Annotated in this window: 1 protein-coding gene (only partly in view); it reads left to right on the top strand. The window is 64.9% G+C overall.

The window, feature by feature from the left end:
- Window positions 1-18034: the 3' end of an Ig-like domain-containing protein gene (locus DNK34_RS20100; RefSeq protein WP_131177301.1), read on the top strand. The gene continues 24812 nt to the left of window position 1, outside the view; 18034 of the gene's 42846 nt are visible here — the last part of the coding sequence; its start codon lies off the left edge, out of view; it ends in the stop codon at window positions 18032-18034.

Below are 18034 nucleotides of genomic sequence, written 5' to 3'. Positions count from 1 at the left end.
GGCCGTGGAGGCCGACGGCGTGCTGGTGCTGCGCCTGGAGGCGCCATGGAACCAGCGTATCTTGCGCAGCCAGCGGATCCTCAATATCCGCGTCGACCAGGGCATCGACGAGGCCATCGAACTCGATCTGCAACCGGCGAGCACCCTGCTGGCCGGTTCCCAGCTGTGGCTGCAGGCGCCGCCGCCGGCGAGCATGAGCGATTTCGCCAGCAGTTCGCAGCTGCAACTGTTCGACCCCAGCGATGCCGACAGCCCGGTCACGCTGCCGTTCAGCGCCCAGCGCCAGGTGTGGAACAGTGCCACCCAGGGCAGCGCCCTGCGTATCGAGGCGTTGCTGCGCGACCGCTCCGGCCACGAGAAGCGGGCCAGCCGGCAACTGGACAAACTGGCCTACCTGCAGGCCGAGAGCCGCCGCGAGGGTATCGATACAGGTTTCAGCGCCAGCCAGCTGATCGCCCTGCCGGGGCATCAGGCGGGTGCCGCCTGGGTCGAGAACCGCCAGCGCGACGGTTACCGCATCCGCACCCTCGACGGTGAACTGGAGAGCCGCGACGCCGGCCGTGTGCAGCAACTGGCCTTCACCGGCAGCGGCCTGGTCGCCCAGGTACGCCGTGACGGCCAGGATTACCTGCGCTTCTGGCGCTGGCAGGACGGCGCCTGGAGCAGCGCCCAGGAGCAGGCCATCGGCGGCACCCTGGTCGGCGGTAACGGCGATCTGCTGTTCGTCCGTCACGGCCAGCAGTTCGGCGGCTACGCCGTACACGCCAGTGGTTTCAGCGAGCTGGTCGGGATCAGTATTGACGAGCCGATACGTCAGGTGCAGGTGGATGCCCAGCGCCTGGCGGTGCTGACCGACGCCGGCCTGCAACTGCTGCAACTGGACGATACCCGCCTGCCGCAACTGGCGCGCGTCGCCAACCTGGCGTTGGCGGATCGTCAGGGCTTCGCCCTGGATGGCGACCAGTTGCTCAGTTGGAGCGCTACCACGGCGCAGCGCCAGCGCCTGGTGCATGACACCCAGGGCTGGAGCCTGGGCGAAAGTGTCGAGTTGACGGTGCAAGGGCGGATCGCCGAGGCTGTCTTCGATGGCGAACTGAGCTGGCTGCGGGTCGCCGACGACCTGTACGGCGACAGCTGGCAGGCCTGGCGCGGCGGCGAACGGCTCGGCGCCCTGGGCGGCGAGCGCGAGGCCCTGGTCTTCAGCGCTGGCCGGCTGGTGTCGCTGCAGCGCCAGGAGTCCATGCAGCAACTGGTGGTCGAGCCCCTGGCGGTAAGCGCGCCGGCCCGCGAAGCGCTGGACGCCGAAGTTACCCGCCTGCCGTTCGGCGTGCTGGTCAGTGGCCTGCCGCTTGCCGCCGAGGCCGCCCTGGGCCGTGCCGACGTCAGCCTGCGCGACGAGCAGGGCCGTGTGCTGGCGGCGCAGCCGCTGTGGTATCAGGGCGAGCTGGACGGCTACCTCGGCCGGCCGCTGAGCCAGGGGCGGGCCTGGCTGATCGCCAATTCGCCGGCCAGTCCGAGCCTGCTGTTGCAGGATCACGCCGGCGAACAATCCGTACAACTGACGGTGCCCGCAGGCAATGTCCAGGCCGCCAGCTTGAGCCTAAGCGATGGCGTGGTGCTCAGTGCCGGCGCGCGCCTGCCGCTGGCTGCGGGCTTCGCCGCTGGCAGCCAGGGGCAGGGCGCCGGCCTGAGCCGTGACGGCCAGCCCCAGGCGCTGATCAGCGGCCTGCGCCAGGGCTTCGCCTGGTTGGCCATGCCGGCCAGCGGCGGCGCCAGCTATCAATGGCAGGATCCCGCCGGCGTGCAGCCGCTGACCCTCAACGGCAAGCCGAACCAGCCGAGCAGCAGCCTGACCCTGAGCGGCGCAGGCAACAACCAGGTATTTGCCGAGGGCAGCATCCTCGAACTGAGCTATCAGGTTGGCGAGCAGCCGGCCTGGGTCGAGATCGAGCTGCTGAGCTTCAATGGCCAGTTGCTGCAGCGCCTGCTGGTAGCCGACCAGCAGGGCCGCTTCAGCCTGCGCCTGCCCCAGGTCAGCGTACAAGAGAGCTTCGGCCTGCGCGCCCGGGCCTTCTTCGGCGAGGATTTCCACTACAGCGAGCAGCAGCTCAACCTGCGCGTGGCGCCGGCCCAGCAACTGCCGCAGCCGCAACTGGTCGGACTACCGAGCATCCTCTATGCCGGCAGCCAGGTCGAGCTGCAACTGACCGGCGTGGACGCCGTGGCCTACCGTTTGAGCCTGGAAGTCCTGGACGGCAACGACCGCCTGCTGGCCAGCGGCAGCGATCGGCTGAGCCTGCTATTGCCGGCCGGCATCGACGCCCTGCGGGTACGCGCACAGATCGACGACGAGCTGGGCAATCGCCAGGAACGCAGCTGGAGCGCCCGAGTGGTGGATGCCTGGACGCTGCAGGTCGAGGATACTCGGGTGCCGTTCGAGCAGATGCTGCCAGGCGTCGGAGGCCACTGGCTGGCCCGAGGCGCCGAGCTGCATGATGCCCAGGGGCTGCGTCAGCGGCTGGCCGGCGAGATCGGCGCCATGGATTACCTGCATCACTACCTGCTGGTCAGCGTCAAGGGCTTCGGACTGAGCCTGCTCGATCCGCAGCGGGGGCTGGAGGTCGCCGGCCAGTTGAGCCTGAGCGCGCCCCTCAGCCACCTGGCGGTACAGGGTGAGCGTATCCTCGCCGCCAGCGGCCGTGAGCTATACTGGATCGACGCCCTCGGCGCGCAATTGAGCAGTAGTGGCAGCCAGACCCTGAGCGCCGGGGTGCGCCAACTGATGCCGTATGCCGATGGCTTCCTGGTCATGACCGCCAGCCAGGTGCTGCGTCTTTCGGCCAGTGGCGAGCGTCTGGCATCGTTCGACGGCGAGGGCCTGTTGAGCCTGGTGCGCAGCGGCGACCACCTGCAGTTGCTGGACCGTGCCGGACGCCTGTGGCGCCTGGATGCCCAGCTCAAGGGCAGCGTCAGCCACGACGGCCTGCGCGCCGAGCGTCTGTTCTCTCTGCCGGGCCAGCTGCTGGCCGTGGGCCGCGAGCGGCTGCAACTGATCGACGCCGCCACCGCGCAGCGGGTCGGCGACTGGCCGCTGCGCGCCGCCTCGGTGAGCGCCGCCCAGTGGGCCGGCGGCAAGCTGTGGCTGGGCGGCAGCGAGGGGCAGGTGCTGGCGCCGGTGCGCGGCAGCGCCGGCCCTGTATCGCTGTACGACAGCCGCGAGGCGCAGGTCGCCACCCGCGGCAGCGTCACCGGCCTGGCGCTGCGCGATGGCCAATTGCTGGTGGCTGCCGACAACTACGGTGCGCAACTGCTGAGCCAGGATGCCGACGGTGCCTGGCAATCGACCCTGTATCCCGAACAGGCCTTCACCCAGGCGGCCAGCGACGTGCTGGGCAGTGCCACGCACTGGTTCGTGCTGCAGCCCCAGGCGCAGCGTGTGCAGGCCCTGTCGCGGCAGGCAGGTTTGTCTGCCCGAACCCTGTTCAACGGCCTGGAAACCAAGGCCCTGGCACTGTCCAGACAGTACCTGCTGGTAGCCAGCGGTGGCAGCCTGCAGCTCGCCGCCCTGGACGACCTGAGCCAGACCCGCAGCCTGACGGTGACCGCCCAGGAGAACCTGCGCCAGTTGTCGGCCTGGGGTTCCCTGGTGGTGGCGCTGAGCGAAAGCGGGCGGGTGTTCCTGGTCGACCTGGGTGCCGAAGTCGCACAGCCGGTCAGCGAACTCAGTGCGCAGCTGGGCGGCGACGTTCAGCAACTGGCCTTCGACGGCGACCAACTGTTCTACCGCTCCGGCGAGCGCGCCTGGCGCTACGACCTGCATGATCGTCAGCGTAGCGAGCTACTCGGCGGCGCCGCTGTCAGCCAGTTGTACCTGGCCGGCAATCTGCTCTGGGTCGAGCGCGCCGAGGCCCAGGGCTACAGTCTGGTCGCTTTGGATCTGGCCAGCGCTCAGCCGATCGCCGGCAGCCGGCTGGCTTTGACCCAGCGCAGCAGTGCCCTGGCCATGGAGCACAACCGCCTCGCCCTGGGTTTCGCCAGCCAGGGTGTGCAGCTGTTCGAACTGCCTTATGGTCTGGGCGCGGCTTCCACCGCGCTGTTCGAACCCCTGGCCGGGGCCCGGGTTCAGGCGGCGCAGCCACTGCCCCTCGGCCTGCCCGACGGGGCCACGCGCAGCCTTGCCCTGAGCGTCAACGGCCAGCCGGCCAGCCTGCTCGGGCAGGCCCTGAGCGACACCCGCCTGCGCCTGCCGGCCGGGCTGCCCGGCGGGCAGAACTTCAGGCTCGACCTGCAGGTGGAAGACATCTACGGCGTGGTGCGCCAGTCCAGGGCACGGGAGCTGTTCCTGGAGCCGGGTGAGGGCGTCGCCAACCCATTCACGGTGACTTTGGAACTGTCCGAGCATTCCTGGCTGCCGTTGCCCATGGCCGTCGGCGCCCGCATCGAGGGCAGCCAGCAGCCCCTGGCGCAGGTGGAGTTCCTCCTCGCGGCCGAGCCGCAAGGGCCGTGGCAGCGTGTCGCGTTGCGCAAGGCCGAGCCCTTCGCCGTCAACCTGGCACTGGACGGTGCCGCCAGCGGCCAGTACCTCAAGGTGCGCGCGGTGGACGTGTTTGGCAACAGCGCCGAATCGTCGGCCCGACGTTTCTACCGGCATCAGGACAACCAGGCGCCGAGCGTCACCCTCGACTACCAGGGCGAAGCGGTGATCCGCGAGGGAAACAAGGCCGTGCGCGGTTATCCGCTGCGTATCACCGCGCAGATGAGCGACGCCGACGGCGCGCTGGACAAGGCTACGCTGACGCGCAACGGCCAGGTGGTCGCCGTGTCCTTCGGCAAGAACCAGTTGATCTACCAGGATGCCGCCAGCAGCCTGGGCGAGCAGGTCTATCACCTGAGCGTCAGCGACCTGGCCGGCAACCTGGCCAGCAGCGAACTGCGGGTCACGGTGATCGACGATGCCTTCCCGGAAGTCGCCGACCTGAGCCTGCCTGGCGAAATCATCGAGCGCAGTACCTTCAACGTGCGCTTGAGCGCTCGCGACGATGTGGCGATCAAGGCCGTCGAACTGCTGTGGAACGGCTTCACCGACCGCCACGAGGTCGATCTGCCCGCCTTCAGCGAGCGCAGCTTCGAGGTGCTGGATCGCCGTACCGAGCGTGTCGACGGCAGCCTGACGCAGCCATTCAAGGTGCGCCTGACCGACAGTCGCGGCCAGGTCAGCGAGTCGTCCGCGCAGAACCTGCGGGTGGTGCGCGACCGCGTCCCGGATGCGCAGTCGCTGCAAGTCGGCGTGCCGGCGCGTGGCGTCTATGGCGGCCTGGTCAATCTGCAACTCGGCAACCTGCGCGCCCTGGACGATACCGCCGGCCTCGGCCTGCGCGTGTTCCAACTGCTCGGCAGCACACGCCAGGAGCTGTTCAGCTGCCTGCACGGGAGCAACGATTACTTCCGCTGTGCCAACGGCAACTACTGGAACAGCTACAGCCGTGACCTGCGCATGCCGGACAGCGCACTGGCCGGCGATGTCTTCCGCATCCAGGTGGAACTGACCGACCGCATCGGCCAGACGTCCCTGAGCCGCGAATACGGCATCGCCCTGACCCAGTCGCCGAACCTGCTGCGTTTCCAGGCCGTACAGGGCAATGACAACCCGGCCCGGACGCGCGTGCAGGATCGTCCCCTGTACCGTGTGCAGGTGCTCGACGCAGCGGCTCGCCCGGTACCCGAACAGCCCGTGCAGTGGCGCCTGCGCCGGCTTGCCGATGGCTATGTGGAGGCGGTCGGCAGCAGCACCAGTGACAGCAATGGCTACGCCAGCCTGACCTTCAACGCCGACCGGGTAGCGGGCGACTACCAGCTCTGGGCCGACTTGCCGCAGTTCAGCCAGATCGCCCGTGCCGAACTGAACCTGAACATTGCGCCGGGGCCGACCCGCAACCTGCAGCTCAGCCATCTGCCGGCCATGGTCGCCGGTGACAGCGTGGTGCTCCAGGTGCAGGCCCAGGATCTGCTGCACAACGACGTGACCGGCGACGACAGCGCCGTGCTGACCCTGACCCTGCCGGCCGGTTTCCATGTGGCGCCGGGAGCCGGCGTGCAGATCGGCAGCACGACCCTCAACGGCCAGACCGTCGAACAGGTACGCGTCACCCTGAATGACGGCCAGGCTGCCCTGACCCTGCAGGCCGGCCAGTCCGCCGGCCAGTTCAGCCTGCCGGTCGCCGCCAGCGGCCTCAACATCCGCTACGTTTACGACAGCCGCGGCTATGTCAATTGCTGCTACAGCGAATTGCCGCTGAGCGTGCTGGCAGCGCCGGCCAGTCACCTGCGCCTGCTCAACGAACAGGGGCGGGTGCAGGCCGATGGCGACGTATTGGCCCGTGGCGTCAAGCAGGACGTACGCCTGCAGATCATGCTGCAGGACCGCTTCGGCAACGCCATCAGCCGGCTCGACGGCAAACCCGCCAACCTCGCCGTCGAGGTCAGCGTCAGCGGCTCGGCTGCGGTCAACGGCGAAGCCGGCGGTGCACTGGTCGAACTGACCGATGGCCAGGCCTGGCTGTCGGTGACCGACGAGATCTACGAAGAGGTCAGCCTCAGTCTCAGCCGTCCGGCCGACGCACAGCCGGCGCTGAACCTGGACAGTCGCTTCCGTATCAGTTTCACCGTGCAGCCGCCGGAGATCGTGCGCAGCCTGATCGAAGCCGCCGATGGCAGCGACCAGTTGCGCGCCTGGTTCGAGTTCGACGAGCCGGTGCAGTTGGTCGACGGCAGCGCCCTGCAGTTCTTCGAGGGCAACAGCCCGCGCAGCGCCAGCATGAGTCTGAGCGCCGACGGTCGGCGCCTGACCCTGGACGCCCAGCCGCCGCTGGCCCTGGGCCGTTGCTATCGCTATGACAGCAGCGATTCCGGGCTGCGCGGCATTGCCCGTGGCGACGAAGTGCGCGAACAGGCCGGCGAGCTTTGTGCGCCCCATGCCCTGTTCGCCGTCAGCGGCCCGGTGAAGCTGCTCGCCGGCCAGCAGTACCAGGTGCCCCTGACCCTGGCCAGCAGTCTCGCCTGGTACAGCGTCAGCAATGGCAGCGCCAGCCTCGGCGGCCACAGCCAGCCGTTCAACTGGTATTACAGCCCGACCCGTACCCTCACGGTGCCGCAATTGTTCGCTGAAGACGTTCTGGACGACGGCGCCATCCTGCCGCTGAGCCTGAGCGGCACCCTGCCGGGCAGCCCGGCCAAGGCCGTGGCCATGGGCAACACGCTGCAGGTGCAGGTGTTCGACCCGCTGGGCGACTTCGACGGCGACGGCCTGAGCAATCGCCTGGAGCTGGAAACAGCAGGTCTCGATCCGACTCTGCGTGACAGCGACGGCAACGGTATCGAAGACGCTGCCGAAGACATGGACGGTGACGGTCTGAGCAACCTGCAGGAGCAGGCGGCCGGCACCAGGCTGCTGGTGGCCGATAGCGATGGCGATGGCCTCTCCGATGGCAGCGAAGTGCTGACCCACAAGACCGATCCGCTCAACCGCGATACCGACGGCGACGGCCTCAGCGATGGCCAGGAAGTGAGCAACATTCCCGCCTCCTCGCCGCTCAAGGCCGACACCGACGATGACGGTATCCCGGACGCCCTGGAACTGCAGATGGGCCTGAACCCCAGCGATGCCGCCGACGGCAGCCAGGACAAGGACAACGACGGCCTGAGCAATGCTCGCGAGGCGTTGCTGGGTACCCGCATCGACAATCCCGATACCGACAGCGATGGTCTCTCCGACGGCGTCGAGGTCGATCAGCTCGGTACCGACCCGCTGAATCCCGATACCGATGGTGACGGTCTACGCGATGATGAAGACAGCGAACCGCTGATCAAGGATACCCAGGCGCCGAGCGTGACCCTGGTCAACCCGGAACCGGGCAAGGCGCTGATCAAGGGCCTGCGCCTGACCATCACCCCGGCGCTGCAGGACAACGGCCGCGTGACCCGTGTGGCGGTGCGCCTCAACGGCACCCAGGTGGCGCTGCTGAATGCGGCCCCCTTCACCTACGACATGACCTTGCCGAGCGAGGCCGACAGCCTGCGTCTGGAACTGATCGCCACCGACACCAACAACAACCAGGGCAGTAGCGGTGAACATGGTTTCAGCCTGATCGAAGACCCGCTGACCACCGTGATCGGACGCGTGCTGGACAGCAGCGGTGCGCCGGTGACCGACGCACAGCTGGAGGTCGACGGCCTGACCGCGCGCAGCCAGGACGACGGCAGCTTTGTCATCACCGAAGTGCCGGTGGCGCCGGGCCGCGTCATGGTCATCGCCAACGGCCTGCTCGGCAGTGAGGCGGTCACCAGCGCCTCGGCGGAAGTCGAGCCGGTATGGGGCGGCACCACCGACGTGGGGGTGATCACCCTGCAGCAGCCGAAGGTGCGCGTGGGTTACTTCAATGCGCGCTTCAACACCGGCCAGCTCTCGCAGCGGCTGATCATCGAGCGTGCTGGCTACGAACCGGTGCAGGTAAACAACCTGGCCACCTTCGACCTGTCGCAAGTCGACATGCTGATGGTGGATAGCTCGCGGAACTTCTATGGCAACAGCAACTATTCGAACAACCGTACCAAGGTCTTCGCCTTCGTGGAGAACGGTGGCACGCTGCTGTTCAGCGAGGACTACAACACCAGTTCCAATACCGTGCTCGCTGATGTACCCGGCCAGCCCGCCGAGTTGGTGTGGACGGGCAACAGTACTCGCCTGACGCCGGTGCTGCGCTGGTCGGAGGCGAGCGAAAGCCGTGTTGGCTCCTGGTGGCCGTACCGCAACACCTACTACTCCGGCCGTGCATATATGCCGATGGACAAACTGGCGCCCGGTAGCGTGCCGCTGATGTTCACCGATGTTCGTGCGGACAAACGCGTAACCGCCATCCGCTACGCTTACGGTGCCGGGCAGGTCTATTTCGGCTTCACGCCGACCGAGTTGGGCCGTCCGGCTGACACTGACCCGCTGTTCACCATCTACCACCCGGGCATCCTGGTGATGATGCGCGAGCTGACCCTCAAGGACAGCGACCAGGATGGCCTCAAGGATGTCTACGAGTACGCCCACGGCACCAGCGCCTTCAACGCCGACCGTGACGGCGATGGCCTGCTCGATGGTTTCGAGGTCAAGTACGGTTTTGACCCACTGGTACCTGGCGAACAGCATCTGGACAGCGATGGCGATGGCCTGAGCAACCTGCGCGAGCAGGAACTGGGCACCAACCCGCGGCAAGTCGACAGCGATGAGGACGGCTTGTCCGACGGTGCCGAAGTGAACCAGCATAATAGCGATCCACTGAGCGAGGATGGCGACTACGATCGCGTGCTGGACGCCCAGGAAGTCCAGTACAAGGCCAACCCGCTCAAGGTCGACAGCGACGACGACGGTATCTCCGACTACGAGGAAATCTACAACTATTCCACTCGACCGGATCTGCTGGATACCGATGGCGACGGCCTGTCCGACTTCATCGAAACCAAAGGCCCCTACGCCGATATCCTCGACCCGAACAACTCCGCCGATGCCGAGCGGGACTACGACGGCGACGGCCTGAGCAACAAGCAGGAACTGCTCGAGACGCTGACCAATCCGAAAGTCGCTGATACCGACGGCGATGGTCTCAGCGATGGTGTCGAAGTGGCCCTTGGCCTGGATCCGCTGGACGCCGACATGGACAAGGACGGCCTGCTCGACGGCGAGGATTCGGAGCCGACCGAGAAAGACCTGGTGTTGCCATCGGTCAGCCTGGTCGAGCCCGCGGCCGGCAGCAGTCTCGTGCATGGCCAGCAACTGCGCCTGCGCGCCGATGCCAGCGACAATGGCCGTGTCGCCTCAGTGACCTTCCATGCCAACGGCGCCGTACTGGCGACCTATACCGAATCACCTTATACCCACGTGATGCTGGTGCCGGCACAAGGCAGCGAGCTCGCCCTGGAGGTCAGTGCCCGTGATACCAACGGCAATGAGCGCCGCACGCCCGTGCAGCGCTTCGGCATCGTCGAGGATGCCGGTACGCAGGTTGTCGGGCGCGTGCTCAACAGTTCCGGGCAGCCGGTGGAAGGGGCTGTGGTTTCATTGGTCAACGCCTACGCACCAACCGCTGTGATGCCGGCAAGCTACAGCTTCGATCAGTCGACTAGCTGCGGCTCTTATTGCTACTCCGACGACACTGCACACCAACTGATCGATGGGCAGATAGGTGTTGCCGGTATCACTGCCAACTTCGGCCAGGGTATTGCCTACGAGTGGCTGGGTTGGACCGCCAGGACGGTCAACATTGACTTTGATTTTGGTCGCGTTGAAACCATCACCGGGATTTCGGTCGGCTCTACCCAGGACAGGTTGACCAACATCGTTCTGCCATCTTTCGAGGTTGCGCAGAAAGTAGGCGATCAGTGGGTCGCGGTGGGGGCGCTGAACATTGCGGCGAATGCCGAGAATAATCTCGACTCTGCCTCTCACGCACCTCATCCGATGCTGGAACTCAATGGCTTGAACATTTCCAGTCGCTATGTGCGTCTTACACTCCAAGCCAATGGGCCTTGGACATTCGTTGATGAGGTCAAATTTGTTCGAGGCGATTTTCCCTCAGGTGATGATGAGTCTGCTGTGACCGTCCCTACTGGGAGCGACGGCCGGTTTGCCTTGAATTCTGCGACAGTGCTGTTGCAGCCACAGGTCAAGGCTGTCACCCACTTTGGTGCCCAGCAAGTCAGCGCACTCAGTGAGGTCTTCGTACCGATCCGCGCCGGTATTTCCGATGTCGGCGACCTTGTCCTTGCCGCCCAGGGCCGTCGTGCCGTGAATCCGATCCAGGCCCGGCATCTGGCCTACGAGGCCAGGGAGCAGAACGCCTATAGGGTATTGAGCAATCAGGTTACCTGGTACTTCTACAACTATTATGGGGCTGTCCAGAGCAACTACAGTTCGGGATTCAATGGGGGCCAGTACCTCTCGGTCAATGGCTCGACCTACACCAATGCTTCTCCTTACTCGCTGCTGGTACGCCTGAATGGGCGCGAGCTGACACTGCCCGAGAAACGCATGGGCTCGCTGTTGGTGAGTCGCAAGATTCATGTGCCGGCCAATAGCAGTCATGCCCGTTATCTGGATCTGTTCGAAAACACCACCGACCAGGCGGTGACCGTGCCGGTGCGCCTGTATGGCAATTTCTACAATGACGGCACCCGTGTCGTGGTGGCGACCTCATCGGGCGATACGCTATTCAGTGCGGCAGACCGCTATCTGCTGACCGATGACGCGACCGACAGGGGGGGGCGTCTCGCCTCGGGGATTCTGTTCGGCGGCCCTGACGCCTCGCTCAGACCCAGCGCTGTCAGTGGCAATCAGAACAGCTATTCCGTCACCTATTCGCTGACCGTCCCGGCGCGCAGCCGCAAGGCCCTGCTGCATTTCGCGGTGCAGAACAGCAGCCGTGCTGAAGTCGAGCGCGTGCTCCAGGCCCTGGCCGCGCCGAACTATGCGGAGCCCGAACTGACCGTCGAAGAGCACCGCGATATCGCCAACTGGGTCACTCAGGTCGATTCCGATCTGGACGGTATTGCCGACGGCGACGAAGTACCCCTTACCCTCGATCCGGACAATGTCGACAGCGATGGCGATGGCCTGAACGACGGTTTCGAGCGCCGCTATGGCTTCGATCCGCTGGTCGACGAGAACCAGGCCCAAGCCGATCCGGACAGGGATGGTCTGAACAACCTGCAAGAGCAGGAAGCCGGTACTCACCCGCGCATGGCGGATACCGATGGCGATGGCTTGAGCGATGGCGACGAGGTGCTGTTGCACCTGTCCAGTCCGTTGACCCGCGATACCGACCTGGATCGCCTCTTCGATTTCGATGAAGTCTCCCGTGGTACTCGACCTGACCGTGCCGACAGCGACGACGATGGCCTCGACGATTATGCCGAGATCCATAGCCATGGCACCGATCCGCTGAAAGCGGACAGTGACGATGACGGCATGCCGGACAAGTTCGAGGTCGACCACAACCTGCTCAACGTGGCGGCCCAGGACGATACCGACAACGACGGCCTGAGCAACCTGGAAGAGTTCCTTGCTGGCACTTTGCCGCGCAATGCCGACACCGATGGCGACGAATTGCTGGATGGTTGGGAGGTTAAAGGTGTGCCGGCCAGCGATCCGCTCAAGGCGGACAGCGATACGGGTGGCCGTCGCGATATCAACGAACGATTCGTCGATGGCAGCGATCCGAAGGATGCCAGCGATGACCGGCCCAATGTCGGCGGCTACGTCACGCTCAGTGACGAGAACAATCGCGCCTGGAACTTCTACTACGGCGCTGACCTGCATTCCACTGCGGGCACGGCCGTGGATCCGAACTACTGGGCTTTCCGCCTCTCCATTGGCGGTAGCACCTACGGTTACAACTACAACCACGCCACCACCAGCGCCAACGGTCGCGAGTACCACTACGAAGCCCGGCGCTATAACAACCTGGTGGTCAGCCGTCGTGTGCTGGTGCCGAGCGTAGGCGGCGCCTATGTGCGCTACCTGGAAATCCTCGATAACCCGACCAACCAGGAACAGGTGGTCGACCTGCGCCTGCAGTCCTACTACGGCGCCAGTGACAGCCAGACGGCGATCATCACCAGCAGCGGCGATGCCAGCTTGGCGCTGGACGATGACTATATCGCCCTGCGCGATACGGCGGTCGCCACGCGGCCGGTGCTGCTGCACGTGTTTGCCGGCAACCATCAGCGTCGTCAGGGCGTGAGCGCCGTCAGCCAGAACGGTCGCGCGTGGCGTACCGACTACCAGATGCGTATCCCGGCGGGCGAGCGTCGTGTGCTGATGCACTTCGCCACCCTGGAGGGCTCCGTCGACTCGGCGCTGGCCACGGCCGACAATCTGCGCCGCCTCAGGGACATGGGCCTGGACAATCTCGATAACGACCTGGCCGGCAAGGTGGTGAACTTCTTCGCCTTCTACGATCGCGACGAGGACGGCCTCAGCGATGCGGATGAAGTCCGCCTGGGCACGGATATCGACAATCCGGATAGCGATGGCGATGGGGTTCTCGATGGGCAGGATGCCGAGCCGCTCGTGCCTGATACCAGCGCGCCGACCGTCAGTCTTGCCCCGATCGAGGTCAAGCGCCGTTATCCCGGACAGAGCTTCGACCTCACGGCGAATATCTCGGACAACGGCCTGATCAGCCGCGTCGAATTGTTCCAGGACGGTGAGCTGCTTGAAACACGCGGGCAGGGCGGCCAACAGACATTCACCGTCCTGCTGCCGGATGCCGAGCGCAGCCAACTGGTACTGCGGGTCGTCGATAGCAATGGCAACGTCGCGGAGGCCGAGGCCACGGTGGCCATCCACGAGGTGCCGGAATTACGCCTGCACGGTCGGGTGGTGGACGCGCTGGATCAGCCTGTGGCCAATGTGCAGGTCGAGCTACTGGGCGTGAAGGTCGACAGCGATGCCCAGGGCCGCTTCAGTGCGTCGCTGTTCAGCATCGAGCGCGAGTTCGATGTCACGGCCAGTACGCTGTTCGGCGCGCAGGCGATGAAGGCCAGCAAACGCATTGTCCTGACCTCGATGGACGACCTGGTCGATCTGGGCGACATCGGCGACTTGCAACTGATCGCTGAGGGCCGTCGTGCGGTGAGCCCGATTCCAGAGAGCGAACTGACCTATGAGAGTGAGGAGTGGGGCTACTACAAGACGCTCGACAACCTCTACAAGTGGGATTTCTATAACTATTACGGGAACGTAGAGACTGGAACCGATAATGCGTTCAGTGACGCTCAACGCCTCAGGGTGGCAGGTACCTACTTTACCAACAACGAGTCGGCGCGTTACTGGTTGCGTCTTGGCGGGCGTGAGATGACCTACCCGGTACGGCAGATGAGCGGGATGCGCGTGCAGCGCAAGGTCTACGTGCCGGCTGAGCGTAGCTATGCGCGGTTCATGGAGGTATTCGAGAACCCGGGCAGCCAGCCCTTGACGGTACAGGTCAGGATCAGCGGGAATTTCTACAACACGGGTAATCGCAGCATCATCGCCACTTCGTCGGGCGACCAACAGTTCGACACGAATGACCGCTACCTGCTGACCGATGACGCCAACGACCATGAGGGCCGGCCGGCGGCCGGCATCCTGTTCGGTGGTTTCGGTGCACCGAGCCGGCCAAGCGCGGTTTCGGGCAATCAGAATAACTATGACGTGACCTATGACCTGACCGTGCCAGCGGGTGGACGTCAGATCCTGATGCACTTCGCTGTGCAGAACCATAGCCGCACCGAGGCCAAGCGCGTCCTCGACGAGTTGAGTGATCCGAATTTCGCGGAAGTCGGCCTGACCGTCGAGGAACTGCGTGACCTCGTCAACTGGCAGACCCTGGTCGACTCCGACAGTGACGGCCTACCGGATGCCGACGAGATTCCGCTGGGCCTCGACCCGCAGAACCCGGACTACGACAACGACGGCATCCCCGATGGCCAGGACGCCGAGCCGAGCGTGGCCGATACCCAGGCGCCGCTTATCGAGTCGAACCTGCCGGCAGGGCCGTTCTATGTCGGCGACGACCTGATGCTGGAGGTCCGGGTCAGCGACAATGGCCTGCTCGACGTCACCGAACTGTGGCGCGGCGAAACGCTGCTCGACAGTGTACGGTCGCTGGGGGCGTTAAGCTTTGCCGTGCCGATGAGCGAGGCCGGCGGCCTGCAGCTGCGTCTGGTGGCTGTCGACGTCAGCGGCAACCGTAGCGAGGTGCCCGTCGAGGTCATTGTCGAGGAACCGCCACCCACCATTCTCAGCGGGCGCGTGGTCAATGTCCTCGGCCGTCCGTTGCCAGGGGTCGCCGTGTCGCTGCTGACTGGCGAAGGCGAGAGTGAGCAAGAGCCCGTCCCTGCGTTCGATGCCATGTCGGCCAATGGCGCTCCTGCGCTCGAGCAGATCACCGATGCCGACGGCCGCTTCCGTTTCGACGGGCTGGCGCGTCGTGAGCGGGCCAAGTGGCTGATCGACCTGCGCCACCGCGTGCTGGACGTGGATCTGCACGAGCAGGCGTACGTCGAACTCGCACGCGATGGCGAGAACGACGCCGGCGACCTGACCCTGGAAATGGACGACAGCTATATCCTGCCGCCCAGGGACAGCGAACTGGGCCATCGGATTGACGACTACTCGACGCACGAGCTGATGCTGCCGGACGGTTTCGCTTTCCCCGGTGTCCGGATGGTGGTGTATCCCTACGAGCAGCGGCTGCACATCGGTTCTCTGGATATCGTGCCGCTGGGCCGTTACTTCAACAGCGGCGAGTTGTACCTGAACGAGCAACTGGATTTTGTTGCGCTCACCTGGCGCGGATGGACGACGCCCTACGGGGAAACGAACGCAGGCAGCATGACCGTCCAGGTGATCCTGCATCGGGACGGGCGTATAGAACAGCGCTTCTATGACGTGCTGGAGGGTGACTGGTATTCGCGTGAGACTCGCTTCAGCACGAGCGACAGCGGAGCGACCTTCGATATGGACATTTCCCGTCTGCACGGTTACCGGGTGCACAAAGGCAGCGGCCTGCAGGAGTGGTTCTACAGTGGCAACGATCTGCAGGGCCTTGTGGTCACCTATGCGCCTGACGACAACGATGCCTATCGGGTCGAAGTGGGCTACCTGCCGGGCCGCTCCGACCGCGATCAGGACGGACTTTCCGATGCCCATGAGCTATTGCTCGGTACCGACCCGGATAATCGCGATACCGATGGCGATCAGTTGTGGGACGCGTTCGAGCTGTACAGCGGCTTCGATCCGCTGACCGCCGAGCCGGGCATCGCCGCGGCCGATCCGGATGGGGACGGCCTGAGCAACTTCGAGGAACAGCAGGCCGGTTCCGATCCACATAGCGCCGACAGCGATGGCGATGGTTTGAGCGACTATGACGAAGTGCGCGTTCACCACACCGACCCTATGTCTGCCTACAGCGACGGTGATCGCATACCCGATGCCGGCGAGATCGCTCTCGGCACCGACCCGAACAAAGCCGATACCGATGAGGATGGCCTGCCTGACCACACGGAGCTCAGCGGCGGCAGTGATCCGTTGCAGGCAGACTCTGACGGCGACCAGTTGCCGGATCTGTTCGAGTACCAGTACGGCAACCTCACCCCTGAGAGTGATGACGACGGCGATGGCCTGAGCAATCTGGAAGAGTTCCGCGCCGGCAGTAACCCCCATAGCCGGGACACCGACGGCGATACCCTGCCCGATGCCTACGAAGTCAGGATCTCCAGGACGTCGCCCTACAAGGCCGACAGCGATGGTTCCGGGCGCAACGACGGCGATGAGCTGTTCGTCGATGGCAGCGATCCGCTGAGTCCGGGGGACGATCTGCGTGACGTGGTGACGGGCGAGCAGTTCCTCTTCAGCGAGTCCGGGGTCGGCTACCGGTTGAACAACTATGGCGGCGTGTCGGTGGTCGACAAGGATGGTCTGTCACTGCTGAACGAGCGGTTGCTAGAACTGCAGAGCCATAATCCCGGTTACTCCGACTTTGCCAGAACCGCGGATGGCGCCTTGCGCACGTCGCTGTACGAAACCTCGTCCGGCCTGCTGCTCAGCCGTGAGTTCCAGGTGCCGGAGGATGGACGTGGCTATCTGCGGATTCTGGATCGCTTCATCAATATCAGCGACCAGCCGATGGTGGTCGAGCCCGGTTACTACACCTACCACAACTACGCTTACAGCAACGCGTTAGAGGTGCGAACCTCCTCGGGCGATGAGCACCTGACCAGCGACGACAGTTCCCTGACCTGGACAATAAAGCAGGATGGCCTGGACGCGCGCTTGGTCAGCGTGTTCGCCGACGCTGCAGGGCGTGCCACGTTGAAGGCGGCTGAAATAAGCGAAGGGAACGCCCGGATCGGCTACCGCCTGGTGATTCCGCCAGGCGAGAAGCGCAACGTCCTGAACTTCGCCGGCCTGGAGCATGGCGAAAGCCGATTCCAGGATACCGAAGCGGTGCTCAGCGGTCTTGCCGAGGGTGCCCTCACGGGTCTCTCCAGGGCGGATCGTGCAGCCCTGGCCAACTTCACCGCCTGTGATGACAGCGACCTGGATCTGCTGTGTGACAGCCTGGAGGTGGCGCTGGGAACCTCCACCAGCGGCGCCGACAGCGATGGCGATGGCTTCGGCGACGAGCTGGAAGTACGCCTGGGCAGCAACCCGTTGTCGAGCGATGACTTGCCGGATTTCGAGCTGTACAGCCTGCGCAACGTCGATGGACGAAGCACGCTGTACAAGCAGCAGGGGTTGACCGGTGCAGCGGAGCGTCTCTCGACCCTGGCGATCGAAGCGACTGACCTGGACTTCGATGGCCATGGCCGCATCTGGCTCGGCACCCAGGCCTACGATGAGGATTACGGCACCACCCGCGCGCAGGTGAGGCGCATCGATTCGACCAGCGGAGAGGTTCTGGAAACCCTAGGCAACGAATACTCTGGCGAGACCGTACAGGGCCTCGCCATTCAGGGCGACAAGCACTGGATGCTGGTGAGCACTACTGACAATGGCTACTACGAGACCCCCTATGACCTGGTCATTGTCGGGGGCGATTACAGCTATTACTCGCCGAATGTGGGCTTCCAGTCCAGTCGCGCCTGCGGCTCCGGCATCGGTGTGCGCAATAGCCTGCCGGTATTCGTTCACGACTGTCGTCTGATGCGGATGAACAGCGATTCCGGGATTCAGACGCTTGCCGTTCTGCGTTTCGCCGATGGGTTTGGCGAAGCACCCCGTATCCTGTCATTGGAAAACCAGCCCTGGGGCCTGGGCTTGCTGGCGGTGGTCGAGGATCTGCACGACGGCGCGAAACGCTCCAGCCTGGCCTATGTGGATAGCGCCACCGGTCTGGTCAGCCGCTTGTATGACTTGCCTGAGGGCACCACCGCCATTGCCAGCAAATGGCCGGGACAACAGGAACACCCGCTGATCGTCAATCCGCGCGGCGGCCCACAGAGTTGA

The organism is Phytopseudomonas dryadis, assembly GCF_004327355.1.
GTDB classification, from domain to species: domain Bacteria; phylum Pseudomonadota; class Gammaproteobacteria; order Pseudomonadales; family Pseudomonadaceae; genus Aquipseudomonas; species Aquipseudomonas dryadis.
This window is presented reverse-complemented; position numbering and strand designations above follow the sequence as displayed.